The organism is Chelatococcus albus (assembly GCF_030067675.1).
Taxonomy (GTDB): Bacteria; Pseudomonadota; Alphaproteobacteria; order Rhizobiales; family Beijerinckiaceae; genus Chelatococcus_A; species Chelatococcus_A albus.
Genome location: NZ_JASJEV010000019.1, coordinates 1 through 26921 on the forward strand (window position 1 = coordinate 1; position 26921 = coordinate 26921).

The window sequence follows — 26921 nt, forward strand, 5'->3', positions numbered from 1 at the left end:
GGCGCCGGCTCCAGCTCGTACAAGGTCACCACCGGGCCCGGACGCACGTTGATGATCTCCCCACGAACCCCGAAGTCGGCGAGAACCTGTTCGAGGATCACCGCCTTGTCCTTCAACGTCTCCGCCGACTCGGCCTCGATGCCCGAGACGAGCGGCTCGCTGAGGAGCTCAAGTGGGGGCAGTTCGTAGGCCGCACCGTCGCCCGCCTGCCGCCGCCGCGAAGCCTCCGACCGGGGCGCGGCGTGCACAACCGCGGCGTCGCGCGTCGGCGGAGTGGGCGCAGCGCCCGCGGACGGGCGCGCCGCTGCGGCCGCAAGCGGCGTCGGCAGGGCGAGGATCCGGGGCTCTTCGAGCCCGGGACGGTTGTCGTTGGAGGCGGCGGACGCGTTGACCGGGGCGCCGGGCCCCGTGGGCTCGGCCTCCACGGCCGTCGATTCCGCGTCTTCGACGAGAGGCACGGACGCCGGCAGCAGGTCGTTGTCCTGCTCGCAGGCCGGCGGCCGGGCTTCTGTCGGCAGGTGCCGAAGGATGCGCTCGACGGCGGAGGGCAGGGGCGCCGGCGAAGAAGGCGTGGCGTCTTCGGGCTCCGCGGCTTCCTCTGCGATCGGATCCCCGGCAGGTCCGTCCGCAGGCATGTCGTGTGACATGCGGTCATCGGTGTCGAGCGACCGGGCGGGCAGGGGAAATGGCACGACGATCCCTGACGCGGGCACTTCCGCGGTCGGCGCGGCGGGTTCCTCCGCGGCGGCGGCGGCCGGCTGTCCCTCGTCTTCAGGCTCCGTCGCGCGCTGCTTCCGGCGCTCGCGCAGCACGTGGTCGGGCGTGCGCGTGAAGCTCGCATTGGGCGGCAGGACGAAGGGGCGCTGCCAGATGGGCACCGGCTGAGGCTCGGCGCCCGCGGGGATCGGGAGGGCGCTCGTCTCGTCGGTGGTGGGCGGCTCGGTCTCCGTGGCCGATGGCGCGGCCGCCCGCGCCGCCTGCTCTGCAGCTTCGGCTGCCTGTTTCGCCCGCAACCGCAGCACATGGTCCGGCGTGCGCGTGAAGCGGACATTCGGCGGCAGTGAAAACGGCCTTTGCCACGTGGGAGCGACGGTGGGCGTAACGGCAGGCGTGACAGCTGGCGTCGGCAGGCGCGCCGCCGCATCGCCGGCATGGCTGCTTGCCGGATGTGCGGCCGCCGGCGCGCCTGCCGGGGGACGAGGGACCAGCGGCGCCGCCGGCCGGTAGGCGGCCTGGAACACCGCCGGCGGTTCGTCGCGGGGCGGCTCGCGGCGTTCGATGCGCATGTCGCCCCGGCGTGCGGCAATCGTATAGCGCGGCGGCGGTGGCGGTGGCGCAAGCCGGCGTGCCAGCGTCGCCTTGAGGCTCATGAAGCCGTGCATGATCGCGCCCAGCGAGGCGCTGCCCCACCGGACCGCGCCGTCGAAGGCGCTGCCATGCGAGCCGTCACCGGCCGGCAGGTCGATGGACGAATCGGCGGGAAAGGGGGGCCGTCTCGTGGTGCGCATGGACGATAGCGGGGGCCGTGGGAACTCTCGTCCGCCGAAGCGGGATCACCCGCGAAATAGGACGTCTGAAGGTTAAGGGAGGATTAGGACCGCCGCGCCGGCCGCTGCGGTCGGCCGCGATTCAGGGGCGTGGTGTCCAGGTCTCGGTGCCGACCGTCGTGCGGCCGAAGAAGGTCCAGAGCCCCCGCCAGGTCCCGTCATCCTGACGGAGGAAGACCGCCACGCCAGGGGCGCTGCCGTTGGCGATGTATCCCACTGCGAGGACATCGTCGTTGCCGACGGCTGTGCCCGAGAGGTTGCGCCCCTGGATGCGCCAGGCGACCCGGAACGCCTCGCCGCGCCGGGACACCACGACCGAACCGGAATAGGTGACCCGGCCGCCCGGATTCGTGCCCTCGACGGTATAGCTTCCCGAAGGGTCGGCGAGAGCGGCTTCGGCGCCAGCAATGACACCGAGAGCCACGAAACCTGAGCGCAACATGGCGCCTCCTCCCGCACTGGCCGGCCTGCGGCGCATGCCGCATGCCGGACACGCCGGCTCCGCCTCAGGGCGACGTCAGATCCGGATTGCCGTTCGGATCCCGTCCCTTGGCGACGAGGTCCGCGGCGACGACGCGCTTGACGCGGTCCTTGAAGGTGCGCCACGAGCCGAGCGCCGCCCCGCAACCGCTGCAGGTGATCGCGGCGTCGTCAGTCAGGACGTCGGGAAGGACGATCGAATTGCTGCCGCACGATTCGCAGGCGAATTCGGCGGTCAGGCCGAAATGGTCCATGGTCCCCTCGCCTCCGCGGAACAACGTGCGACCGGCGCCGCACGCCATTGGCCATTCAAGCACAACCGGCCGTTGCAACGGGTCCCGCCGATTACTGGACATGAAGTAACGGGATGTGTCCGGCGGCGGCGCATGAAGGCCGCATAAAGGAAGACCCCGCCAATGACGGGGTCGAGTGGGAGATCCGAGGGGAGGAAAATGATACCGCTGCAAGCTGGAATGAGATTGCGTTGACAAAATGGCGAACGAAGCGGCCGGGGAGGCGGCCACAGCCGACGCGGCAATGCGGCTCGCGCCCCGGCGCGGCTCAGGCTGCCGGGGCGGTCGCGATGCTTTCGCGCGCCACCCTTTCGAAACCCCGGCGATTGGCGGCCAGGGCCCCGACGCCGACCACCTCCACGCTCGTCCAGCGTGGCGGGAGGGGGCCGCGGCGCGTCAGGCGTGCTTTCGCCGCATCCGGGCCGACCGAGGCCGCGAGCGTGAGGAGCGCGTAGGCCCCCTGCTTCCAGCCATGCGTCAACCCGTCGTCGTCAAAGACGACGGTCGCTGTCTCGACCGGAACCGGGGAGGCGTAGACGCACCAGGTCAGCGTGCCGCTGCTGTCCGCCGGCGACGGGCCGAGCGGCACGGCGTGTCCGCCGCGGACGAAGACGGGGCAGCGTTCGAGGGGCGCATCGACGCTCACCGTCTGCCCGCCGGCGTGCCAGGCGCCGGTATCGAGCTCGCACCAGCCCTCCGGGCAGGCCGGCAGGTAGAGGCGGCGGCTCGTCGCGCCCTGCTCGACGACGGGCGCGACGAGGAGGCTTTCACCCAGCATGAACTCGTCGTTCTCGACCCAGCAGCCGGCATCGTGCGGGAAGTGCCAGAGGGTCGGCGCGACGATTGGCTCGTGCCGCGTATGCGCGCGCCAGGCCAGCGTGTAGAGGAGCGGTACGAGCCGCTCGCGGAGGTGCATGAAGTCGCGGACGATCGGCAGCACCTCGGCGTGCATCCACGGCTCGTTGACGCTGCCGTCGTCATTCCAGGAGTGGATGGTGAAGCGCGGCAGGAAGACGCCCTGCTGCACCCAGCGCACGAAGAGCTCCGGGTCGGGCCGCGGCCCGGCGAAGCCACCGATGTCATGGCCGAAGTTGTAGAGGCCGGAGAGGACGCAGCCGTGGCCCATGCGCAGGTTGTAGCGCAGCGTCTTCCAGGCGGTGCGGTTGTCGCCGGTCCACGTCTGGGCGTAGCGCTGCAGGCCGGGTCCACCGGCGCGCGAGATGAGGAAGGGGCGCAAGTCCGGCGCATGCTCGGCCTGCGCCTCCATCGAGGCGCGCATCATGAGGATGGGCTGCAGCGCCCGCATGAGCGCGAGCGGCGTCTCCTCGCCGAAGCCGTGGCAGCGGGCGGCATCGTCGGCGATCTCACACTCGTTGTTGTCGTTCCAGGTGGCGGCGATGCCGAGGTCGAGGAGCTGGCGCTTCACCTCGCCCTTCCACCAGGCGACGGTGGCGGGATTGGTGAAGTCGAGATGATGCGCGTCGCCGCCCCAGAAGTAGAAGGTTGCCGGGACATCCGCGTCCGCGTCGCGGATGAAGCCGCCGAAGGCGCGCACCTCATCGAGCCGCGGATGGTCGAGGAGCATGGCCGGCTTGATGTTCGCGGCGAGCCGCATGTCGGCCGCCGCGAAATCGGCGGCGAGGCGGCGCGGGTCCGGGAACTTGTCGTGGTTCCAGTTGAAGACGTAGCGCTTGCCGGCAATGGAAGTGTAGCCGGACGAGAGCTGGAAGGAGCCGCACGGAATGTCGTGCTGGGCGCAGAGCTTCAGGAATTCGCCGAGCCGGGCCTGCGCATCCTCGGCCTCCGTATAGGCCATGGTGGAGCCGGAGTAGCGGAAGCTCCAGCGCGGGCCGAAGGTGGTGCGGCCGGTGAGCGCGAGGAAGCGCTTCGTCACCTCCGCCGGCGTCGGACCTGCGATGACGTAGAGATCGAGGTCGCCGTCCTCCGCCGCGAAGCTGCGGTAGTCGCCGTGGTAGGCGTCGATCTCGGCGCCGAGGTCGAAGGCGGCCGGCGCTAGGTTGTCGTAGAAGAGCCCGGTGGCGACGCCGTCGCACGCCCGGTGGATCATGCAGAAGGGGATCTGCTTGTAGAGCGGGTCTGAGGTTTCGGCATCGTAGCCCATGGCATCGACGATCGCCATGCGCAGGCGCCGGCCGGTGCGGTCCATGTCGCCCGACTTCTCCCCGAGGCCGAAGACGCGCTCGTCCGCGGCGCGGCGGACATAGTGGGCAAAGCGCGACCCCCGCCGGTCGAACAGGAGTGCCTGGGTGGGGCGGTCCTCGACGAGGGGAGACCAGCCGGCCCCCGTCCGACGGAACCACGCTAGGCGCACGGGCGCGCGGTCGACGACGACGCGCAGGTCGCCGCCGGTCAGCGTGATGCGCGCCTCGTCCTCTTCGACGGTGAGCGGCTGCGGCGAGAGACCTTCGACCGACATGCGCTCGCGCCCCTCGAAGGGCAGGGGGGCGGTATCGGTCTCGATCGACCAGGTGCGCTTTGCCCTCAGGCCGTCCGGGCGCTCGACGAGGAGGCGGCCGATGCCCTCGGCGAGGAGCCAGAGATGCAGGCGGTGACCATCGGTGGTCTCGAGGCGCGCGGTTGTGGTCGGCGCCTCGGCGAGGCGCGCGCCGGTGAGGGGCTTCATGGGATCGCTCCGAGGATACCGGGCATCAGGCGGGCGACGTGCCGAAGATGGCCGCGAGCCAGGGCACGAGATCGCGCGGGATGGCGAGGCTGAACCACGGCACGTAGGTGATGAGGTAGAGCACGACGATCATCGCCGCGAACATCGGCAGCATCGGCCGGTTCACCGACTGTAGCGACACACCCGCCGCGGCGGCGCCGATGAAGAGCGTCGATCCGACAGGCGGCGTGGCGATGCCGATGCACAGGTTGAAGACGATCATCACGCCGAAATGCACCGGGTCCATGCCGAGGTTCGTCACCACGGGCAGGAAAATCGGCGTGAAGATGAGAAGGCCCGGCGTGATGTCGAGGAAGGTGCCCATCACGAGCAGCACGACGTTGATGAGCGCCAGGATGACGTAGGGGTTGTCGGAGAGGCCGAGGAGCCAGGCCGAGAGGGCCTTCGGCATGCCGGCGTTGACCATCACCCACGACATGACCATCGAGGCCGAAACCATGAGGAGCACGACGGCCGTGCCCGTGGCCGTCTCGACGAAGAGCGGCCAGAGCTGCGACAGCTTCATCTCGCGGTAGAGCGCGGCAAGCGCGAGCGAATAGACGACGGCGATGGCGGAGGCTTCCGTCGCCGTGAAGACGCCGAAGGCGATGCCGCCGACCACGACGACGATGAGGCCGAGAGCGGGCAGGGCATCGACGAACTTGGCGAGGGCCTCGCGCGCGCCGCCCTCCACCGGATGGCGCGGGAGCCTGTCGCGCCAAGCGACGTAGGCGACCCACACCATGATGCCGAGGCCCATGGCGATGCCGGGCAGGTAGCCGGCGAGGAACAGGTCCGAAATCGAGACGCCGCCGGCCACCACCGAATAGACGATGAAGGCCCCGCTCGGCGGGATGAGGAGGCCCGTGGGCGAGGAACAGATGTTCACCGCGGCGCAGAAGCGCGGGTCGTAGCCCTCCTTGCGCTGGATCGGCGCCATCAGGCCGCCGACCGCCGCGCAGGCCGCCACCGCCGAGCCCGAGATGGCGCCGAAGAGCATGTTGGCGACGACGGTGATGTGGGCGAGGGCGCCGGGCAGCCAGCCCACCACCACCTTGGCGAATTCGATGAGCCGGCGCGCGATGCCGCCGGTGTTCATGATGTGCCCGGAGAGGACGAACATCGGCAGGGCGACGAGGGCGAAGGAATCGAGCGCAGTCGCCATCTGTTGCGCGGCGAGGAACAGGGCGCGGTCGACGGCGAGCTCGACGAGCAGCGCCAGGAAGGCTGCGATGCCGATGCACCAGCTCACCGGGACGGCGAGGACGAGGAGCACGGCGAGCGTGCCGAAGAGGATGATGGCGGAGAGCATGGGTGCGGTCCCGGAGATGGCGGTCAGTCGGAGACCGGCTCGACGAGGAAGCGGTGGTCGAGAAGCGCAAGCACGGCGTAGAAGACGCAGAGCACCCCGGCGAGCGGCACGACCGCGTAGACGTAGGCCATGGGGATTTCCATGACCGAGGAGAGCTGCTCGCGGATGAAGACGCGATAGGTCAGGCGCCAGCCACCGCCGACCATGACGACCGAGGCGAAGGCAAGGACAAGCAGGTTGGCGAAGCGCAGGAGGAGGGCGCCGCGCTGCGGCGGCAGGGCCCCGACGAGCGTCGTGAAGGCCATGTGGCGCCCCTGGCCGACGGCATAGGCCGTGCCCATGAGGCCGAGCCAGATGAGGGCGTAGCGCGAAACCTCCTCGGTGATGGTGCTCGGCGCGTTGAGCACGTAGCGCGAGACAACCTGCCAGACGACGGCCGCGAGCAGCACGCAGACGATCAGCCCGATGAAGAGCCGCAGGGCGGCGTCCACGGCATTCTTGAGGGCCGCGAGCATCTTCTTCCTCCCGGTGGGCGCCGCGGCGGGCGAAGCCGCCGCGGTGCGACGTTTGGCGGAAAGGGACAGGGCGGGCGGGCTACCGGCTCGCCGCGATGCGGTCGATGACGCTCGCCTGGAGCTTGTCCTTGCGCGCTTCCTCGATCATCGGCTTCGTCTTCTCGCGGAAGGCCGCCTTGTCCACCTCGGCGAAGGTCACCCCCATCTCGCGCGCCTTCTTTTCCTCGGTCTCCTCGGCGGCGGCCCAGGCCTTCTTGTGCTCGGCGGCGGCGAACTTGGCGGCGAGCTGAAGGGCCTGCTGCTGGGCCTTCGACAGCTTGTCGAGCGTCGCCGTGCCGACGAGGACGATGTCGGGCAGGCGGGTGTGCTCGTCACGCGAGAACACCTTGGCCACCTCGCCGTGGCGCGCGATAGTCAGCGCCGTGACGTTGTTCTCGGCGCCGTCGACCACGCCGTTCTGCAGGGCGGCGAAGACTTCGCCCCAGGCGATCGGCGTCGGCGCGCCGCCCATGAGCTCGATCATCTTGAGGTTGGTCGGGCTCGGCTGCACGCGGATCTTCATGCCCTTGAGGTCGTCGGGCGTCTTGATCGGCTTCTTGGCGTAGAAGCTGCGCGCGCCGGCGTCCATGTAGAAGAGGCCGACGATGTCCTTCTTGCGCCCGGCTTCGAGGAGGGCGGAGCCGAACTCGCCTTCCAACACCTTGAAGAAGTGCTCCCGGCTGTCGAACAGGTAGGGCAGGTTGAAGACCTTGAACTCGGGCACGAAGGCCTCGAGCGACGCGACGCTCGACACGCTCATGTCGAGAACGCCGTTCTGCACCTGCTCCAGCATGGCGCGGGCGTCGCCGAGCTGGGAATTCGGAATGACGGTGACCGTCACCTCGCCCTTGCTGAGCTCCTTCACCTTGTCGGCGAACTGCAGGAGCACGGTGTGGGTCGGATGCGCCTCCGGCTGATTGTGGCCGATGCGCAGCTTGGTTTCAGCATGGGCTGGCAGGGCAGCGAAGGCGAGTGTGCCCGCCAGCGCCGTCAGGCGCAGAAACGTCCTCAACATGTGCAACTCCCTCCTTTGGGCTCACTTGTTCCGTCCGATGGGCCGGTCAGTCCGCGGCCACCGGCTTTCTCTCGTGGTTCGTGGTCCCGGTCATCTTCGGGGCGTCCTCGTCCTGCGACAGGACCGAGGCGACTGTGACGAGATGGGCGTCCATGGCTGCTCGCGCGGCGACGGCATCATGCGCCGCGAGCGCGGCGTAGATCGCTTCGTGCTCGGCGAGCGTGCGCGGGTGGCCCTGCGGGATGAGGCCGGAGAGATGGCCGAGGCGCTCGAAGAGCGGCGAGTACATCTCGCCCCACAGGCCGTCGACGAGAGAGGCGACGACGGCGTTGCCCGTCGCCTCGGCGATGCGCGTGTGGAACAGGCGGTCCGCGGCGCGGTGGGCTTCCGTGTCCTCGGCCGCGCGCATCTTCGTGAGCGTCTCGGCGATGGCCGCAAGATGGGCGGCCGTCGCCTCGGCGGCGGCGACGGCCGCCACCTCGCGCTCCAGCATGCGCCGCGCCTCGACGAGCTCGATCGGACCGGGGCCGGCCGGTTCGAGCCAGCGGGCGAGAGGCTTGTCGCCCATGGGCGCGCCGACGACGGTCGTGCCGGCGCCGATGCGCACCTCGACGATGCCGGCGAGCTCGAGCGCGATCATCGCCTCGCGCACCGTCGGCCGGCTCACGCCGAGGCGCTTGGAGAGGTCGCGCTCCGGCGGCAGCCGGTCGCCGACCTTGATCTCGCCCGACTGGATGAGGGCGAGGATCTGCTCCGCCACCTGCTGGTAGAGCCGCTGCTGCTCGATCATGCGGAAGGGCATGGTTCCGCCTCGCCTGTCGATCCTCAAATCGTTGCTTCGCCCATGGCGCCGCCGGCGCCGCGGGCATAGGCAGCGGCCGTGGCAGCCGCCCCCTGACGGTAGAGCGCGGCCAGCGCCCCCACGATGGCCGCGCGCAAGCGCGCGTCGGCCGGCAGGTCCTCGCCGAAGATGCTCTTGATGCCGAGGAGCGCCGGGGCGAGGCGCTCCGCCACCGGACCGGCTTCGCGCGCCGCGGCGGCGAGGTCGGCGGCGAGGGGATCGCGCAGGTCGATCGGCCGTCCCTGCTCGTCGACGCCGGTGACGTAGCGCATCCATGCGGCCACGCCGAGGGCGTGGCGCTCCACAGGCAGTCCCTTCGCCAGACGGTCGCGGATGGTGGCCAGCAGGCGCTGCGGCAGCTTCTGCGAGCCGTCCATGGCGATCTGCCAGGTGCGATGCCTGAGCGCCGCATTGCGGAAGCGCGCGACGAGCGAACGCTTGTAGCCCTCGACGTCCGCGCCCGGCGGCAGGGCGAGCGTCGGCGCCGTGTCGTCCATGAGGGCGGCGACGAAGGCCGCGATGCCCGGCTCGTCCATGGCCGCCGCCACGGTCTCGCGGCCGGCGAGATAGCCGAGATAGGCCAGCGCCGAGTGGCTGCCGTTGAGCAGGCGCAGCTTCATGGTCTCGTAGGGCGCCACGTCGGCGACAAGGGTCGCACCCGCGGCCTCCCATGCCGGCCGGCCCGAGGCGAAGCGGTCCTCGATGACCCATTGCGTGAAGGGCTCGGTGACCACCGGCCAGGCGTCGGCCGCGCCGAGGGCCGCGGCGATCCGCGCCCTGTCCTCGTCCGTCGTCGCCGGCACGATGCGGTCGACCATCGTGTCCGGGCAGGCGATCTCGCCGGCGACGAAGGTGCCGAGTTCGGGCGACACGAGGGCGGCATAGCGCGACAGGATGCGATGCAACGTGCGCCCGTTCGAGGGGAGATTGTCGCAGCTCAGCACCGTGAAGGGTTTCAGGCCGAGCTCCCGGCGGCGCGCGACGGCGCGGACGAGGAAGCCGATGGCCGAGCGCGGCGCGTCCGGCCGGGCGAGGTCGTGCACGATGTCCGGGTGTCGCTCGTCGAGCGCGCCGGTGGCGGGATCGTGGCAGTAGCCCTTCTCCGTCACCGTCAGGCTGACGATGGCGACCGAGGGCCGGCACAAGGCGTCGAGCAGGGCCTGCGGGCTCTCGGGGGCGACGAGCACATCGCGGATGGCGCCCACGAGGCGCAGCCGCTCGCCTTCGTTGCCGCGCACCGCCAGCGTGTAGAGACCGCCCTGCGGATTGAGCGCGTCGCGCGTGTCGGGGCTGCGCAGGCTCGCGCCGACGATGCCCCAGCGCGTGTCGCCCGTGGCAAGCACATCGTCGGTATAGACGGCCTGATGCGCGCGATGGAAGGCGCCGATGCCGAGGTGGACGATGCCCGTCGTCACCGCTGCGCGGTCGTAGCGCGGCTTCTCCACCGCGACCGGCAGGGCGGCGAGGGAGGCGGCGGCGAGCCGCGGCAACACGGGGCTGGCGAGGGTCACAGCTTGTATGCCTCCTTGGCCAGGCGATAGGCGAGGTCGTGGGCGAGTTCGTGGGCCTCGTCCTCGTCGAGCCGGTGGCCCACGACAAGCTCGGCGAGGAAGGCGCAGTCGATACGCCGCGCCACGTCGTGCCGCGCCGGGATCGAGGGGAAGGCGCGCGTGTCGTCGTTGAAGCCGACAGTGTTGTAGAACCCCGCCGTCTCCGTCGTCTGCTCGCGGAAGCGGCGCATACCCTCGGGGGAATCGTGGAACCACCACGCCGGCCCGAGGCGCAGCGCCGGATAGTGTCCGGCGAGCGGCGCGAGCTCGCGTGCGTAGGTCGTCTCGTCGAGGGTGAAGACGATGACGGTGAGGGCGCGCTCGTTGCCGAAGCGGTCGAGCAGCGGCTTCAGCGCCCCGACATAGTCGGTGCGGGTCGGGATGTCGGCGCCCTTGTCGCGGCCGAAGCGGGCAAGGAGCCGCGGGTTGTGGTTGCGCGCCGAGCCCGGGTGGATCTGCATCACGAGCCCGTCATCGAGGCTCATCGCTGCCATCTCGGTCAGCATCTGCGCGCGGAACAGCTCGGCGTCCTCCGCCGTGGCGCTGCCACCCATGACGCGGGCATAGAGCGCCTCCGTCTCCACGGGCGACAGGTCGGCCGTGCGCGCCGTCGGATGACCGTGGTCGGTCGAGGTCGCGCCGAATTCCTTGAAATAGGCGCGGCGCCTGCGGTGCGCCTCCAGATAGCCGGCAAAGGTGCCGACGTCGCAGCCGGTGATCTCGCCGAGGGCGCGGACGTTGTCTCGAAAGCCGGCGAAGTCCGGATCGACAACGGGATCGGGGCGGTAGGCCGTCACGACCCGGCCGTTCCAGCCGGAGGCGCGGATCGCCGCATGGTGGCGGAGATCGTCGAGCGGGCTCTCGGTCGTGGCGATCACCTCGATGTTGAAGCGATCGAACAGGGCCCGCGGGCGGTATTCGGGCCTGGCGAGGCGCTCGGCGATGTGGTCGTAATAGAGGTCGGCCGTCCGCTCCGACAGGCGCACGTCGAGGTCGAACAGGGTGGCGAAGGTGTGGTCGAGCCACAGCCGCGTCGGTGTGCCCCGGAAGAGGTGGTAGTGCGCCGCGAAGCGCCGCCAGATGGCACGCGGGTCGGCCTCCACGGGCGTGCCGTCCACCGTGGCGATGCCGAGATCCTCGAGCCGCACGCCCTGGCTGTAGAGCATGCGGAAGATGTAGTGGTCGGGCACGACGAGCAGCGCCGCCGGATCCGCAAAGGCGGCGTTCTGCGCGTACCAGGCCGGATCGGTATGTCCGTGCGGGGAGACGATGGGCAGGTCCTTGACCGACGCATAGAGCCGCCGCGCCACCGCACGCGCCGCCGCGTCGGCGGGAAACAGGCGGTCCTCATGGATCAGGGACATGTCTTGCTCCGAGGGATCGCGGCCCGATGACTGCGGGCCGGACCCGGCAACGGGTTGTGTCACGATTGCGGGGCATCATGGTCGCGGTGGGCGCGGCCGTCAAGTATTGGTCAGGCCAATTGACCATCAAGCCGGCTTCGCGCTATCCGTTCCCCCTCCCCCCGGTTCAGGAGGCGAACGATGGAACAGACTTGGCGCTGGTTCGGCCCGCGCGATCCGATTTCGCTGGCGCACGTGCGGCAGGCTGGCGCTACCGGCATCGTCACGGCGCTGCACGAGCGCCGCGCCGGCGAGGTGTGGAGCCTGGACGAGATCAAGGCGCGCAAGGCGCTGATCGAGGGCGACGGCGCGCTCGGCCTGCGCTGGAGCGTGGTCGAGAGCGTGCCGGTGGCCGAGGAGATCAAGATCGGGGAGGGGGATCTCTCGCCCTTCTTCGACGCCTACCGGGGAAGCCTGCGCAACCTCGCGGCCGCAGGCCTGCGCACCGTCTGCTACAATTTCATGCCGGTCCTTGACTGGACGCGCACCGATCTCGCCTCGCCCGTCGTCGGGGGTGGGCGGGCCCTGCGCTTCGATGCGGTCGCCTTCGCTGCCTTCGACTGTTTCCTGCTCGCGCGGCCGGGCGCGGAGGAGGAGCACGGCGAGGCACTCGTCGCCCGGGCGCGGGCGTGGTTCGACGCCGCCTCGGAAGGCGAGAGGGCGAAGCTCGTCGCCACGGTGGCCGCAGGCTTGCCAGGTTCTTTCGAGGGCTACGACCTCGATGCCCTGCGCCGGGCGCTGGCGCGGTACCGGGGTCTCGGCCGCGAGGGCCTGCGCAACAATCTCGCCCGCTTCCTGAAGGCCGTCGTCCCGGCCGCAGAGGAATACGGCATCCGCCTGGTGATCCATCCTGACGATCCGCCGCGCCCGCTCATGGGCCTGCCGCGCGTCGTCGGCTCGGCGGAGGACGTCGCCTTCCTGCTCGGCGCCTGTCCGAGCCCGGCCAACGGTCTCACGCTCTGCGCCGGCTCCTTCGGGGCCGATCCGAAGAACGATGTCGTGGCGATTGCCCGGCGCTTCGCCGCCCACATCGGCTTCGCGCATCTGCGCAACGTCAGGAACGAGCCGGACGGCTCCTTCGCCGAGGCGGCGCATCTCGACGGCGACACGGACATGGTGGCCCTCGTCGAGGCGCTGCTCGCCGAACAGACCCGGCGCCGCGATGCGGGCGAAGCGGACTGGCGCATCCCCTTCCGCCCGGACCACGGCCACGAACTCCTGGACGACCTGACGCGCAAGACCCAGCCCGGCTATCCGGCTGTCGGCCGTCTGCGCGGCCTCGCCGAGATCCGCGGCGTCATGAGGGCCGTCGCCTCCTTGCGGGGGCACGCCCTCTGAGGTGCCGGGCCCGGCCCCCGGCGGTGCGCAGCCGGCATACTTGCGCCCCTTCCGCGGCGGTGAGACACAAGAGGTCGAACCAGGCGGGAGGAAGAGAGTGGCCGAGGTCGAGATCGAGCGGCCGCGGTCGGGGGTGGCGCTCTTGCGCCTCAACCGGCCCGAGGCGCGCAATGCCTTGAACACGGCGGTGCGGACCCTGCTTGCCGAGCACATGCGCGCGCTGGCCGCCGACGAGACCGTGCGGGCCATCGTCGTCACCGGGGACGACAAGGCCTTCGCAGCGGGTGCGGACCTGCGCGAGATGGCCGAGGCGATGCCCGTCGATCTCCTCCTCCGCCAGACGCATGTCGTCTGGGCGGCGATCGCCGATTGCCCGAAGCCGATCGTGGCGGCCGTCAACGGCTATGCGCTCGGCGGCGGCTGCGAGCTCGCGATGCACGCCGACATCATCGTGGCCGGGGAGGGGGCTCGCTTCGGCCAGCCTGAAATCCGCGTCGGCATCATGCCGGGAGCGGGGGGCACGCAGCGCCTCCTGCGTGCCGTCGGCAAGTTCAAGGCCATGAAAATGCTCCTGACGGGCGAGCCGGTGAAGGCCCGCGAGGCCGAGGCGATGGGCCTCGTCAGCGAGGTGGTGCCGGACACGCAAGTGCTCGAGCGCGCTCTCGCGCTCGCCGAGACGATCGCGGCCATGCCACCGCTCGCCGTGCGCCAGATCAAGGAGGTGATGCGGCTCGGCGCCGACGCCCCGCTCGACGCGGCGCTCGCCCTGGAGCGCAAGGCCTTCCAGCTCCTCTTTGCCTCGCGCGACCAGAAGGAGGGCATGGCCGCCTTCCTCGACAAGCGCAAACCCGCCTACGAGGGGCGCTGACATGCTCGACGCCACCCGTCCGGACCTCATCGTGGGCATCGTCGGCACCGGCACCATGGGCCGCGGCATCGCGCAGATCATGGCCGCGGCCGGGGCCACCGTCAGGCTCCTCGATTCGCGGGAGGGCGCCGCGGCCGATGCCCGCGACACGCTCGCCGCCATCTTTGCCATGCTGGCCGAGAAGGGTCGCATGAAGGCCGAGGCCGCCGCGGCTGCCGCAGCCCGGCTCGTGCCCGCGATATCGGACGAGGAATTCGCTGGCTGCCATGTTGTTGTCGAGGCCATCGTCGAAGACCTGGCCGCCAAGCGTGCGCTCTTCTCCTGGCTCGAGCCCATTGTCGGCGACACCTGCATCCTGGCGACGAACACCTCCTCCCTGTCGGTCACGGCCATCGCGGCGGGCTGCCGGCGGCCGGAGCGGGTCGCGGGCTTCCACTTCTTCAATCCGGTGCCGCTGATGCGCGTCGTCGAGGTCGTGCCGGGCGCGCTCACGGCACCCTGGGTCGTCGATGCGCTCGCCGTCCTCGCCGAACGCGCCGGACATGCGCCGGTGCGGGCGGCCGACACGCCCGGCTTCGTCGTCAACCACGCCGGTCGCGGCTTCGGCACGGAAGCCCTCAGAGTCCTGCAGGAAGGCGTGGGGAGCCCCGCCGAGGTCGACGGGATTCTGCGAGACGCCGCGGAGTTCCGCATGGGGCCGTTCGAGCTACTCGATCTCATCGGGCTCGACGTGTCGCAACCCGTGATGGAGAGCATCTACCGCCAATTCTACGACGAGCCGCGCTTTCGCCCCTCCTACCTCCTGCGCCAGCGTCTCGAGGCCGGGCTTCTCGGCCGCAAGACTGGCCGTGGCTTCTATGCCTATGAGGACGGCAAGCCGGTGCCGGCGCCACGCACGCCGGCAGCGGCTCCCGCGGCGCGACCGGTCTGGATCGGCGCCTGCCACGAGCCGGCCGCGGCAGGCGCGCTCGCGGACCTCGTGCGCGCGGCCGGCTGGCCCGTCGACGAAGGCCAAACCCCTGCCGACGCTTCCCTCATCGTCACCGCCCCCCTGGGGCACGACGCCACGACGACCGCGCTCGCCAATGGTCTCGCCCCCTCCCGCCTCGTCGCCGTCGATACCCTTTTCGGACTCGCACGCCGCCGCACCGTCATGGTCAATCCGGCGACATTACCGGAGTTCCGCGATGCCGCAGCGGCCCTGTTTGCAGCCGACGGCACCCCGGTCACGCTGATCGACGACAGCCCCGGCTTCGTGGCGCAGCGTGTCGTCGCGACCATCGTCAACATCGCCTGCGACATCGCGCAGAACCGGATCGCCAGCCCTGCCGACATCGATACGGCGGTAAGGCTCGGCCTCGGCTATCCGCACGGGCCGCTCGCCTGGGGCGATCGCCTCGGGCCGGCGCGGGTTCTCGCCGTGCTGGAGGCCCTGCAGACGGCCACCGGTGATCCGCGCTACCGCCCGAGCCTCTGGCTCTCGCGCCGGGCGCGGCTCGGCCTCTCCCTGCTCGCCGGGGAGGCGGCGCGCCGCTGACGGCGGATGCCCGCCCAACGCGCTTGGCACCGTCGCCCTGCCGCTGTTACTCTCCCCGCGAAGAGTATCGCGTGGCCCGGTGAGCCGCATGGCGGAGCACCGCCGCACGAAGGAATTTGGACCGTGACGGTCAGCGACGAGGCGAGCGCGAGCGGCGGATCAGCCTCCGCTCCTCGGCAGGAGAGTTTGCGACAAGCCCGGGTCGACGGGCTTGCGAACGGGCATGTCGGCGGGGAGATGTCGCCCGCGAAGGGGCCTGTGCGCACGCACCGGCCGCGGCGACGCCGGCCCTGGCGCGGCGCCCGCGGCCCGGCTTACGCCGCGCTCGACCTCGGCACCAACAACTGCCGGCTCCTGGTGGCCGAACCGACGTACTACGGCTTTCGCGTCATCGACGCCTTTTCGCGCATCGTGCGGCTGGGCGAGGGCCTCGGCAGCGCGACGCATCTGAGCGACGCGGCCATCGAGCGGGCCATCGAGGCGCTGAAGGTCTGCCGCTCCAAGATGGATGCGCGCGGCGTCGTCCGCGCCCGGCTGATCGCCACCGAGGCGTGCCGTGCCGCGGACAACGGCCCGAGCTTCATCGAGCGCGTGCGCAGCGAGACGGGCCTGTCGCTCGAGGTCGTCGACCGGCGGACGGAGGCGTTCCTCGCCGTCACGGGCTGCGCGAGCCTCGCTGATCCGCAGGCTGAGGGCGTCGTGGTCTTCGACATCGGCGGAGGCTCCACGGAGATCATCTGGCTTGCCGGCGGCGCGCAGCGCCACGGTACCGATCCGTGCCAGCGTGTGCGCGCCTGGGAATCGCTGCCGACCGGCGTCGTCACGCTCGCCGAGCGCCACGGCGGCGTCCACGTGACGCGCGAGAGCTTCGAGGCCATGGTGCGCGAGGTCGAGCGCCTTCTCACCGGCTTTGCGGAACGGGCCAAACCGGCGCGCCACGCCCGCGGCTTTCACCTTCTCGGCACCTCCGGCACGGTGACGACGATCGCCGGTGTCCATCTCGACCTGCCGCGCTACGACCGCCGGCAGGTGGACGGCCTGTGGATGGCCGGCTGCGACGTCAGCCGCGTCATCGACCGGCTGGTGACGACCGGCTATGCCGACCGCGCGGCCAATCCGTGCATCGGTCGAGAGCGGGCCGATCTCGTGCTCGCCGGCTGCGCCATCCTGGAGGCGATCCGCCGAGCCTTTCCGAGCGAGCGGCTGCGCATCGCCGACCGGGGCCTGCGGGAAGGAATCCTGATGACACTGATGCGCGAAGACGGCGCATGGCAGGGAAGACGGTCGTCGTGAGCGAGAAGGGCAAGGACGGCGTGCGCGCGCTCAAGGTGCGCGTCAGGACGGCGGGCAAGCGGTCGGTCGCGTCGACGCGCTGGCTGGAGCGCCAGCTCAACGACCCCTACGTCGCGCGCGCCAAACGCGAGGGATACCGCTCGCGGGCGGCCTACAAACTCCTCGAGATGGACGAGAAGTACCGTCTCCTGAAGCCCGGCCAGCGCGTCGTCGACCTCGGTGCCGCCCCGGGCGGCTGGGCGCAGGTGGCGGCGAGGAAGGTCGGTGCGCCCGGCAGGGGCAGGGTGGTGGGCATCGACCTTCTCGACATCGAGCCCATCCCGGGTGTCGATTTCGTGCAGCTCGACTTCCTCGCGCCGGAGGCGCCGGACAAGCTCTTCGCCCTGCTCGGCGGGCCGGCGGACGTGGTCATGTCGGACATGGCCGCCAATGCCACCGGCCACAAGAAGACCGACCATCTCAAGATCATGGGCCTCGCCGAGGCGGCGGTCGATTTCGCCCGCCAGGTTCTGGCGCCCGGCGGCATCTTCCTCGCGAAGGTCCTGCAGGGCGGCACGGAGAACACACTGCTCGCGGACCTGAAGCGCGACTTCGCCGTCGTTCGCCATGTCAAGCCGGCGGCGAGCCGCGCCGATTCCTCGGAACTCTATGTGCTCGCCACGGGCTTCCGCGGCGGGGCGAAGGAACCTGCCTGAGAAGACCGCCCTTCCGGTGTCGACCGTCGCGCTTTCGCCGGTGAGCACCTACCTTCCTTCGGGGATCGGGAACTGCCGGCCGGCGACGGAGCGGAAAGGGGCGATCGATGAACGGTGAGGCGCTCGTCAGGGTCGAGATCTTTCTCGCCGTCGCCGCCGCCATGGCGCTGTGGGAGATCCTTGCGCCACGTCGTGGTGACGATCCCGATCGGCTGGTGCGCTGGACGAACAATCTCGGCATCCTGGTGCTCGACGCGGTCGCGGTGCGCCTCGTCGCCCCGGCGTCCGCCGTCGGCGTGGCTCTGGCCGCCGAGGTCTGGAGCCTCGGCCTCTTCAATGCGACGGACTGGCCGGCATGGCTCGAATTCGTCCTCGCCGTTCTCGTCCTCGATCTCGCGATCTATGCCCAGCACGTCGCCTTCCACCACATCCCGGTGCTGTGGCGGCTGCACCGGATGCACCATGCCGACACGGTGATCGACGTCACCACGGGCGGGCGTTTCCACCCCATCGAGATCCTGCTGTCGCTCGGCATCAAGGCGGCCGTCATCATCGCGCTCGGCGCCTCGCCGGGGGCCGTGCTCACCTTCGAGGTGCTTCTCAATGCGACCTCGATGTTCAACCACGCCAATATCCGCATGCCCGCGCGGCTCGACGCCATCCTGCGCTGGATCGTGGTGACGCCCGACATGCACCGTGTGCACCACTCGACGGACCGGCCCGAGACTGACAGCAACTTCGGCTTCAACCTGCCGTGGTGGGACCGGCTGTTCGGCACCTACCGCGCCCAGCCGAAGGCCGGCCACGACGGCATGACGCTCGGCCTGCCCATCTTCCGCGAGCGCCGCGAGCGCTGGCTCGACCGCCTGCTGACGCAACCCTTCCGCTCCGGCGAGCGGTGAGGAACGGGCGGGCCGGCCTCGTCTGGGCGTGATGCTGTCCGGTTCTCACACCGCCGCTCCGGGAGCCACAACACGACTGCGCGACCCGAAGGGGCCGCCTGGGCGGCAATTCGAGGCGCGATCCAGGTCGAGGCGGGGCACGGTCGGTGTCTGGCCTCCGGGTTCCCTACATCGGTTCTGGACCCCGGGTTGGGCCCCCGGCCGCCCGGGATGACCGTGGGATATCCCGCGTAACCCTCTCGGCGTGAGCTCCCGGTAGATGGGACTTCGTCCCGGATGCAGTGCCCCCGGTCACTTGCCCCGGGCGTGTTCCTGGATCGCCTGGGCGGTTATCTTGCGCGCGCTCTCCACGCGGCGTGCGACGTGGCCGGAAACCTCGGCACCCGCGGCGGGATCGAGGCGCATCCAATAGGCGAGCGAGGTGGCGGAGACGAGGGCCACGGCAACGAAGGCCGGCCAGAAGTCCTGCGGCTGCAGGCCGTTGGTGCCGCGCAGCCAGCCCGTCGCCTCGAGGGCAAAGGCGCCCGCCGCGACGCCGACGCTGAGCGAGAGCTGCTGGGCAACGCTCGAAAAGCTCGTGGCAAGGCTCATTTCCCGGTTCGACACGTCGGCATAGGCGACGGCGTTGATGCTGGTGAACTGCAGTGAACGGAAGAAGCCGCCCGCGAGCAGGACGGTGATGATGACGCCGTGCGGCGTGGCCGGGGTGAACAGGCCGCTTGCGGCGATGAAGGCTGAGGCGACGACGGCATTGAACATCAAGACGTTGCGGAAGCCGAAGCGGCGCAGGATGGCGCCGGCGAGCGTCTTCATGAACATGGCGCCGGCCGCCGCCGCGAAGGTCAGGAGGCCGGACTGCAGGGCATTGAGCCCGAAGCCGATCTGCAGCATCAGCGGCAGCAGGAAGGGCACCGCGCCCACGCCGACGCGGAAGAGCGAGCCGCCGAGGACGCCGGCGCGAAAGGTCGGAATATGCAGGAGATTCAGGTCGATGACCGGGTTCGGCGCGCGCCGGGCATGCTGCCAGTAGAGGATGAGCGTGACGGCGCCGGTGACGACGCAGGCGAGGGACACCTCCGTCGAGACGAGGTGGCGACCGCTCGTGGCGAATCCCAGCATCAGCGTCGACAGGCCGACCGTCGTGAGCGCGAAGCCCTTGAGGTCGAGCGGCGGCACGTCCTCCTCGCGCACGTTCTCGATGAAGACGCTCGCGAGCAGGATGCCGAGCAGGCCGATCGGAATATTGATGAAGAAGATCCAGCGCCAGTCGAAATAGGTGGTGATGAAGCCGCCGAGCGGCGGCCCGACCACGGGGCCGATCATGGCGGGGATGGTGAGCCAGGCGAGTGCCTGCACCATCTCGCTCTTGGGCACGCTGCGCAGAATGACGAGACGGCCGACGGGCACCATCATGGCCCCGCCCATGCCCTGCACGAAGCGGGCAAAGACGAACCAGGCGAGCGAACTGGCGAGGGCCGAGAGGAGCGAACCGGCCATGAAGACGGCGATGGCGGCGCGGAAGATCGTGCGCGCCCCGAAGCGGTCCGCCATCCAGCCGCTCACCGGGATGAAGACGGCGAGGCTGACGAGATAGGAGGTCAGCGCGAGCTTGAGCGCGATGGGGTCGACCTTGAGGTCTGTCGCGATCACCGGAAGCGAGGTCGCGAGCACCGTCGAGTCCATGTTCTCCATGAACAGGGCGGTGGCCACGATGAGCGGCACGAGCATGGTGCGGGACACGGGGGGCAGACCTGCAGCAGCGCCTGGGAGCCTGAAAATCCTGCTTATCACGTGAATTGCGGCAGCGAACGGGCGGCGGGTGCAATCGCAGGCAAGCGCCCATGCGCCCGGCGCAACCCGGCCGCCCCGCGCCCTTGGCGGGGTATCGCCCCCTTTCGCACGGCGGCGGAAACCGAACGGGGCCCGGTCTGTGTGCGGTGCGAAAAAATGCGGCGAAAGCCCCTCGACGCCGCGGCCGTTCACGTGTTACAGGCCGCTGCCAACTCCAAAGCAGCGGGCTTCAAGACAGCGGGGCGATGTCGCAGCCGCACCCGCCTTTGACGAAAGGGTTGGCGATGCCGGTCATCCGCGACGGTTCCTTCCGCGAAGCGCTCACTTTCGACGACGTGCTGCTTCAACCCGGGCATTCCGAGGTGCTGCCGGGCGAGGTCGACATCCGCACGCGCCTGACGCGCTCGATCACCCTCAACCTGCCGATTCTCGCCTCCGCCATGGACACCGTGACGGAGGCGCGGATGGCCATTGCCATGGCCCAGAACGGCGGCATGGGCGTCATCCACCGCAACCTGACGCCCGAGCGCCAGGCCGACGAGGTGCGCCTCGTCAAGAAGTACGAATCCGGCATGGTGGTGAACCCGGTGACCATCCATCCGGAGGCGACGCTCGCCGAGGCGCTCGCCCTCATGAAGGCGCACAACATATCCGGCATTCCGGTGGTGGAGCGCGGGCCCGCCGGCCACAAGGGCAAGCTCGTCGGCATCCTGACGAACCGCGACGTGCGCTTCGCCACCAACCCGGACCAGCGCGTCTCCGAGCTGATGACGAAGGATCGGCTGATCACGGTGCGCGAGGGTGTGAGCCAGGACGAGGCCAAGCGCCTCCTGCACCAGTTCCGCATCGAGAAGCTGCTCGTCGTCGACGATCACTACCGCTGCATCGGCCTGATCACCGTCAAGGACATGGAGAAGCAGGTCGCCTATCCCAATGCGGCGAAGGACGAGCAGGGCCGCCTGCGCGTCGCCGCCGCCACGACGACGGGCGAAGAAGGCTTCCTGCGCTGCGAGATGCTCATCGACGCGGGCGTCGACGTGCTCGTCGTCGACACCGCCCACGGCCATTCGCAGAAGGTGCTCGACGCCGTGACGCGGGTGAAGAAGCTGTCGAACGCCGTGCAGGTCGTCGCCGGCAATGTGGCGACCGCCGCCGGCGCCAGGGCGCTGATCGACGCCGGCGCGGACGCCGTCAAGGTCGGCATCGGCCCGGGCTCCATCTGCACCACGCGCATCGTCGCCGGCGTCGGCGTGCCGCAGCTCACCGCCATCATGGACGCTGTCTCGGCGGCCTCCACCGCCGACATTCCCGTCATTGCCGACGGCGGCATCAAGTTCTCGGGTGATCTCGCCAAGGCGCTCGCCGCCGGCGCCCATTGCGCCATGGTCGGCTCGCTGCTCGCGGGCACCGACGAGACGCCGGGGGAGGTCTTCCTGTGGCAGGGCCGGTCCTACAAGGCCTATCGCGGCATGGGCTCGGTGGGCGCCATGGCGCGCGGCTCGGCCGACCGCTACTTCCAGCAGGACATCAAGGATGCGCTGAAGCTCGTGCCCGAAGGCATCGAGGGGCAGGTCGCCTACAAGGGCCCGGTGTCGAGCGTGCTGCATCAGCTCGCCGGCGGCCTGCGCGCCGCCATGGGCTATGTCGGCGCCTCCACGCTCGAAGAGCTGCGCGAGAAGGCCGAGTTCGTCCGCATCACAGGCGCCGGCCTGCAGGAGAGCCACGTGCACAACGTCACCATCACGCGCGAGAGCCCCAACTATCCGACGCGGGGGTGAGGCGGACAGGGCATGACCGAGCCATCGCGACACGTGGCCCTGATCGAGGGCGTCGAGGTTCTCTTCGTCATGGCGACGGAGCAGGAGTACGGCGCCCATCTCAGGCGGCGCATCGATCCGCTGATCACCGGCGTTGGCCCGGTGGAGGCCGCCGTCGCGACGACCGCCGCACTTGCCGCCCTCGATGCCGCAGGCCGGCTGCCCGACCTCGTGCTCTGCCTCGGCTCGGCGGGGTCGCGGCGGCTCGAACACGCGGCGGTCTACCAGGCGTCGAGCGTCTCGTACCGCGACATGGACGCATCCCTCCTCGGCTTTCCCAGGGGCTGCACCCCGTTCCTGGACGAGCCGGCGGCCGTGCCCATCGCCCACCGCATTCCCGGCGTGCCCGCGGCCTCCCTGTCGACGGGCGGCGACATCGTCTCGGGCGCGGCCTACGACGCGATCGACGCCGACATGGTCGACATGGAGACCTACGCCGTCCTGCGCGCCGCGCGGTGCTTCGACCTGCCGTTGATCGGTCTGCGCGGCATCAGCGACGGGCGCGACGACCTCACGGGCCTGCACGACTGGACCGAGTATCTCCATGTCGTCGACGAGCGTCTGGCGGGGGCGCTCGACCTCTTCGCGCAGGCCCTCGCATCGGGTGCGCTGTCCTTCCGCAGACGCGCCGGCGGGGCCGGCGCTTGACTTCGTTCCCGGGTGGCGCAGCGAATGAGCCGGCTGCTTTCCGCATCCGTTCCCGGTCCCAACCCTCCGTGAGAGCATGACCCCTTCCGCCCGCCTGGCCGCTGCCATCGAGGTCCTGTCCGACATCGAGACGCGCCGGCGCCCCGCCGCAGACGCCCTGAAGGACTGGGGGCTGGCGCGCCGCTTCGCCGGCTCGAGGGACCGCGCCGCGGTCGCGAGCCTCGTCTACGACGCGCTGCGCCGGAAGGCGTCGGCCGCCTTCGTCATGGGGAATGCGACGCCTCGCGCCGTCGCCCTCGGCATGCTCGCGCTGCAACGAGGGCTCGCCCCGGAGGCGATCGCAGCGCTGTGCTCGGGCGAGCGCCATGCGCCGGAACCCCTGAGCGCCGACGAGCGGGCCCGCCTTGCCGGCGCCTCGCTCGACGGCGCGCCGGCGGCGGTCGCCGGCGATTTCCCGGCCTGGCTCGAACCCTCGCTCACCCGCGTGTTCGGTGACGATCTCGTGCCGGAGCTGCAGGCGCTGACGGCGCGCGCGCCGCTCGATGTGCGCGTGAACACCCTCCGGGCGACGCGCGAGGCTGTGCAGGCGGAGCTCGCCCATTACGCGCCGACTTCCACGCCCCTGTCGCCCGTCGGCCTGCGCTTCGCTGTCGGGGAGGACGGACGCGGCCCGTCGCTGCAGTCCGAGCACAGCTTCCTCCAAGGCTGGTTCGAGATCCAGGACGAGGGCTCGCAGATCGCGACCATGCTCGCCGGCGTGCGTCCGGGCGAGCGGGTCGTCGACCTCTGCGCCGGGGCGGGGGGCAAGACGCTGGCGCTTGCCGCCGCCATGGCGAACGAGGGGCGGATTTATGCGACCGACGTCGACACGCGCCGCCTCGCGCCGATCTATGCCCGCATCGGACGCTCGGGTGCGGCGAATGTCGAGGTCCGGGCGCCCAAGGGGCGCTATGACCCGAAGCGCCCGGACCCGCTCGCCGATCTCGCCGGCACGGTCGACTGCGTGCTTGTCGACGCCCCCTGCACGGGCACGGGCACCTGGCGGCGCAATCCGGACGCGAAGTGGCGCCTGCGCCCCGGCAGCCTCGCCGAGCGCGCCAAGGACCAGCAGGTCGTGCTCGCGCGTGCCGCCGCGCTCGTGAAGCCCGGTGGCCGCATCGTCTATGTCACCTGCTCGCTCCTGCCCGAGGAGAACGACGAGGCCGTGGCGGGCTTCCTGAGCCGTCACGCGGGATTCGCGCCGCAGCCGCCCGCCGCCGTGAAGGAGACGGCCGGGATGCCGGACCTGCCGGCCCGCGAGACGCCGGGCGGGGGGCTGTTGCTCACGCCGCTCACGACAGGCACGGACGGCTTCTTCGTAAAGATCCTGCGACACGGCTGAGGCGCGGCGCCTCAGCGCCGTTGCGACGCGCGAGGCCGTTGCGCGCCGCCGCGTCATGCCTTAACGGAGGCCCATGACGGCCTCTCCTTCTTCCCGCCCCTCCGCAAGCAGCGCCCCCGAGCACGACAAGATCCTCATTGTCGATTTCGGGAGCCAGGTGACGCAGCTCATCGCGCGCCGCGTGCGCGAGGAGGGCGTCTATTCCGAGATCGTGCCCTTCCAGAAGGCGGCCGAGGCTTTCGCCGCCATGAAGCCGAGAGGCGTCATCCTCTCCGGCGGGCCGGCGTCCGTCACGGAGGGCGAGAGCCCCCGGGCGCCGCAGGCGATCTTCGAGGCGGGCGTGCCGGTGCTCGGCATCTGCTACGGCCAGCAGACCATGGCCGCCCAGCTCGGCGGCGAGGTCGAGGGGGGCCATCACCGCGAGTTCGGCCGCGCCGAGGTGGAGGTGCACACGGCGAGCGCCCTGTTCGACGGCGTGTGGCTCGAGGGAGAGCGCTACCCCGTGTGGATGAGCCACGGCGACCGCGTCACGCGCCTGCCGCAGGGCTTCGAGGTGGTGGCCACCTCCGAGAACGCGCCCTTCGCCGCGGTGGCGGACGAGGCGCGCCGCTTCTACGGCGTGCAGTTCCACCCAGAGGTCGTGCACACTCCGCACGGTGCAGCCCTGCTGCGCAACTTCGTGCGCAAGATCGCCGGCTGCTCCGGCGACTGGACGATGGCCGCCTTCCGTGAGGAGGCCATCGCCCGCATCCGCGCCGAGGTCGGCGAGGGCCGCGTCATCTGCGGCCTGTCGGGCGGCGTCGATTCGGCGGTCGCCGCCGTCCTCATCCACGAGGCGATCGGCGACCAGCTTACCTGCGTCTTCGTCGACCACGGGCTCCTGCGCATGGGGGAGGCTGAGCGGGTCGTGACGCTCTTCAGAGACAACTACAATATCCCCCTCGTACACGTTGAGGCGGAAGAGCTTTTCCTCAACGCCCTCGACGGGGTTGCGGATCCGGAGGTCAAGCGCAAGACCATCGGCAAGCTTTTCATCGACGTCTTCGAGGCCGAGGCGAAGAAGATCGGCGGCGCCGAGTTCCTGGCACAGGGCACGCTCTATCCGGACGTGATCGAGAGCGTGTCCTTCACCGGCGGGCCTTCCGTGACCATCAAGAGCCACCACAACGTCGGCGGCCTGCCCGAGCGCATGAACATGAAGCTCGTGGAGCCGCTGCGCGAGCTCTTCAAGGACGAGGTGCGGGCGCTCGGCCGCGAGCTCGGCCTGCCCGAGGCCTTCGTCGGCCGGCATCCCTTTCCGGGGCCGGGTCTTGCCATCCGCTGCCCGGGCGGGATCACCCGCGAGAAGCTCGAGATCCTGCGCAAGGCGGATGCGATCTACCTGGAAGAGATCCGCCGCGCCGGTCTCTACGACGATATCTGGCAGGCCTTCGCCGTGCTCCTGCCGGTGCGGACGGTGGGCGTGATGGGTGACGGTCGCACCTACGATCACGTCTGCGCCCTGCGCGCCGTCACCTCTGTCGACGGCATGACGGCCGACTTCTACCCCTTCGACATGGCCTTCCTCGGCCGCGTCGCCACCCGCATTATCAACGAGGTCCGCGGCATCAACCGCGTGACCTACGACGTGACCTCGAAGCCCCCGGGAACGATCGAGTGGGAATAATTCAGACCCGCCCAGGGTATCCCGCAGTATCCTGCGATTTCCATATAACGTATTGATCTAGATATAGAAACGTCGATTGACGTTCGACATCTATCGGCCCGCTAGGATCGGCGCCGACGGACCACCTGACGGTGCACGATACCGTTGCCAAGTCCGACTCCTGCCGCTACCGTCACCGTCCAGATGGCCGATGACGGTATTTTTTGTGAACTAAGCCATTGAAATATAATCGATTATCGCCGGATCGGCGGCCCAGAAGCGGCTGACGGTATTGCGGTCGAGAGGCGTGCGGAGATGCTGACGGACGTGGCGCTTAAGAACCTGAAACCAAAGGAGAAACCGTACAAGGTCACCGACCGTGACGGTATGTGTGTGCTGGTGAGCACGACGGGAACGGTGTCGTTCCGCCTCGACTACCGTCTGAACGGGCGGCGCGAGACCGTCGTGCTGGGGAGGTACGACAAGGCCGGCATCTCGCTCGCGCGAGCGCGGGAACTGTGCATCGACGCGAAGCGCATGATCCGGGAGGGGCGCTCGCCTGCCTTTGAAAAGCAGCGCGCCAAGCGGCGCCTTCTCGAGGCGAAGAGCTTCGGCGAGTTCGGCGAGAAATGGCTCACCATGGCGCCGATGGCCGACAGCACGCGGTCCATGCGCCGGGCGATCTTCGAGCGTGAGCTGCTGCCGGCGTGGCGCAAGCGGCTTCTCACGGAGATCACGCCGGACGGTCTGCGGGCACATTGCAGCGCCATCGTCGACCGCGGCGCGCCGGCGACGGCGCTACACGTTCGGGACATCGTCAAGCAGATCTACAGCTTCGCCATCCTCCACGGCGAGAAAGTCGCCAATCCGGCCGATGAGGTCGGCCCCTCGGCGATCGCTCATTTCACCCCGAGGGACCGGTCGCTGTCGCCGACCGAAATCAGGATCATGCTCAAGCAGCTTGAGAATGTCGCAACGCTGCCGACGATTCGTCTCGGGCTGAAGCTGATCCTGCTGACGATGGTGCGGAAGAGCGAGCTGCAGGACGCGGTGTGGGACGAGATCGATTTCGAGAATGCCGTCTGGACGATCCCGAAGGAGCGGATGAAGCGCTCCAAGGCGCACAACGTCTATCTTTCGCGCCAGGCGCTCGACATCTTCATCGCCCTCAAGACTTGTGCCGGCAACTCACGGTACGTCCTGCCTTCGCGCTACGATGCCGATGCGCCGATGTCGCGGGCTACCTTCAATCGTGTCACCTATCTCGTCGTGGAGCAGGCGAAGAAAGTGGGGCTGCCGCTCGAGCCGTTCACCGTCCATGACCTGCG

Annotated in this window: 22 protein-coding genes; 11 read left to right on the forward strand and 11 right to left on the reverse strand. The window is 70.0% G+C overall.

Annotated elements, in window-relative coordinates; translation table 11 throughout:
• From QNA08_RS18310 to uxaC, 10 genes are all read right to left on the reverse strand, one after another.
• Positions 1-1508: DNA translocase FtsK (locus QNA08_RS18310; RefSeq protein ID WP_283742171.1), on the reverse strand; the 1508-nt coding region annotated here is incomplete at its 3' end.
• A 121-nt stretch (positions 1509-1629) separates the two neighbouring features.
• Positions 1630-1989 carry a hypothetical protein gene (locus tag QNA08_RS18315; RefSeq protein ID WP_283742172.1) on the reverse strand — a complete coding sequence of 120 codons (360 nt, stop codon included), beginning with the start codon at positions 1987-1989 and terminating at the stop codon, positions 1630-1632.
• A gap of 64 nt (positions 1990-2053) precedes the next feature.
• Positions 2054-2281, reverse strand: coding sequence for a hypothetical protein (locus QNA08_RS18320; protein WP_283742173.1), 228 nt, complete (start codon positions 2279-2281; stop codon positions 2054-2056).
• A 307-nt stretch (positions 2282-2588) separates the two neighbouring features.
• Positions 2589-4964 carry a glycoside hydrolase family 31 protein gene (locus QNA08_RS18325; protein ID WP_283742174.1) on the reverse strand — a complete coding sequence of 792 codons (2376 nt, stop codon included), beginning with the start codon at positions 4962-4964 and terminating at the stop codon, positions 2589-2591.
• 25 nt (positions 4965-4989) lie between these two features.
• The gene (locus QNA08_RS18330; protein ID WP_283742175.1) at positions 4990-6315 is read right to left on the reverse strand and encodes a TRAP transporter large permease; all 1326 of its coding nucleotides are present in this window, start codon (positions 6313-6315) and stop codon (positions 4990-4992) included.
• A 23-nt stretch (positions 6316-6338) separates the two neighbouring features.
• Positions 6339-6830: a TRAP transporter small permease gene (locus QNA08_RS18335; protein WP_283742176.1), complete on the reverse strand. Its 492-nt coding sequence runs from the start codon at positions 6828-6830 to the stop codon at positions 6339-6341.
• Between the two features lie 79 nt (positions 6831-6909).
• Positions 6910-7884, reverse strand: coding sequence for a TRAP transporter substrate-binding protein (locus tag QNA08_RS18340; RefSeq protein ID WP_283742177.1), 975 nt, complete (start codon positions 7882-7884; stop codon positions 6910-6912).
• Between the two features lie 46 nt (positions 7885-7930).
• Positions 7931-8686, reverse strand: coding sequence for a FadR/GntR family transcriptional regulator (locus QNA08_RS18345; RefSeq protein WP_283742178.1), 756 nt, complete (start codon positions 8684-8686; stop codon positions 7931-7933).
• A 23-nt stretch (positions 8687-8709) separates the two neighbouring features.
• Positions 8710-10236, reverse strand: a complete 1527-nt coding sequence (locus QNA08_RS18350) for a mannitol dehydrogenase family protein (RefSeq protein ID WP_283742179.1) — start codon at positions 10234-10236, stop codon at positions 8710-8712.
• On the reverse strand, positions 10233-11639 hold the full coding sequence (gene uxaC, locus QNA08_RS18355) for a glucuronate isomerase (RefSeq protein ID WP_283742180.1): 1407 nt from the start codon (positions 11637-11639) through the stop codon (positions 10233-10235). Before uxaC ends, QNA08_RS18350 begins: the two co-directional genes overlap by 4 nt.
• A gap of 180 nt (positions 11640-11819) precedes the next feature.
• Here uxaC and uxuA point away from each other — a divergent pair, with 180 nt between their 5' ends.
• From uxuA to QNA08_RS18385, 6 genes are all read left to right on the forward strand, one after another.
• The gene (uxuA, locus tag QNA08_RS18360) at positions 11820-13016 is read left to right on the forward strand and encodes a mannonate dehydratase (protein WP_283742181.1); all 1197 of its coding nucleotides are present in this window, start codon (positions 11820-11822) and stop codon (positions 13014-13016) included.
• A 97-nt stretch (positions 13017-13113) separates the two neighbouring features.
• A complete protein-coding gene (locus tag QNA08_RS18365; RefSeq protein WP_283742182.1) occupies positions 13114-13884 on the forward strand; it encodes an enoyl-CoA hydratase-related protein in 771 nt (256 codons plus the stop codon).
• A gap of 1 nt (position 13885) precedes the next feature.
• Complete coding sequence (locus tag QNA08_RS18370; RefSeq protein ID WP_283742183.1) at positions 13886-15421, forward strand: 3-hydroxyacyl-CoA dehydrogenase; 1536 nt, start codon at positions 13886-13888, stop codon at positions 15419-15421.
• 237 nt (positions 15422-15658) lie between these two features.
• On the forward strand, positions 15659-16714 hold the full coding sequence (locus QNA08_RS18375; RefSeq protein WP_340322335.1) for a Ppx/GppA phosphatase family protein: 1056 nt from the start codon (positions 15659-15661) through the stop codon (positions 16712-16714).
• On the forward strand, positions 16690-17409 hold the full coding sequence (locus QNA08_RS18380) for an RlmE family RNA methyltransferase (RefSeq protein WP_283742185.1): 720 nt from the start codon (positions 16690-16692) through the stop codon (positions 17407-17409). Before QNA08_RS18375 ends, QNA08_RS18380 begins: the two co-directional genes overlap by 25 nt.
• 107 nt (positions 17410-17516) lie before the next feature.
• Entirely contained in the window at positions 17517-18311 is a 795-nt protein-coding gene (locus tag QNA08_RS18385; RefSeq protein ID WP_283742186.1) for a sterol desaturase family protein, read from the forward strand.
• Positions 18312-18602: 291 nt separating this feature from the next.
• Here QNA08_RS18385 and QNA08_RS18390 read toward each other — a convergent pair whose 3' ends face one another.
• The gene (locus QNA08_RS18390; protein WP_422679952.1) at positions 18603-20051 is read right to left on the reverse strand and encodes a DHA2 family efflux MFS transporter permease subunit; all 1449 of its coding nucleotides are present in this window, start codon (positions 20049-20051) and stop codon (positions 18603-18605) included.
• A 335-nt stretch (positions 20052-20386) separates the two neighbouring features.
• Here QNA08_RS18390 and guaB point away from each other — a divergent pair, with 335 nt between their 5' ends.
• From guaB to QNA08_RS18415, 5 genes are all read left to right on the forward strand, one after another.
• Complete coding sequence (gene guaB / locus QNA08_RS18395) at positions 20387-21880, forward strand: IMP dehydrogenase (RefSeq protein WP_283742187.1); 1494 nt, start codon at positions 20387-20389, stop codon at positions 21878-21880.
• Between the two features lie 12 nt (positions 21881-21892).
• A complete protein-coding gene (locus tag QNA08_RS18400) occupies positions 21893-22567 on the forward strand; it encodes a 5'-methylthioadenosine/S-adenosylhomocysteine nucleosidase (protein WP_283742188.1) in 675 nt (224 codons plus the stop codon).
• A gap of 76 nt (positions 22568-22643) precedes the next feature.
• Positions 22644-23948, forward strand: coding sequence for an RsmB/NOP family class I SAM-dependent RNA methyltransferase (locus QNA08_RS18405; RefSeq protein ID WP_283742189.1), 1305 nt, complete (start codon positions 22644-22646; stop codon positions 23946-23948).
• Positions 23949-24021: 73 nt separating this feature from the next.
• On the forward strand, positions 24022-25614 hold the full coding sequence (gene guaA / locus QNA08_RS18410; protein WP_283742190.1) for a glutamine-hydrolyzing GMP synthase: 1593 nt from the start codon (positions 24022-24024) through the stop codon (positions 25612-25614).
• A 294-nt stretch (positions 25615-25908) separates the two neighbouring features.
• Positions 25909-26921, forward strand: a 1013-nt coding sequence (locus QNA08_RS18415) for a tyrosine-type recombinase/integrase (RefSeq protein ID WP_283742191.1), incomplete at its 3' end; no start/stop codon positions are given.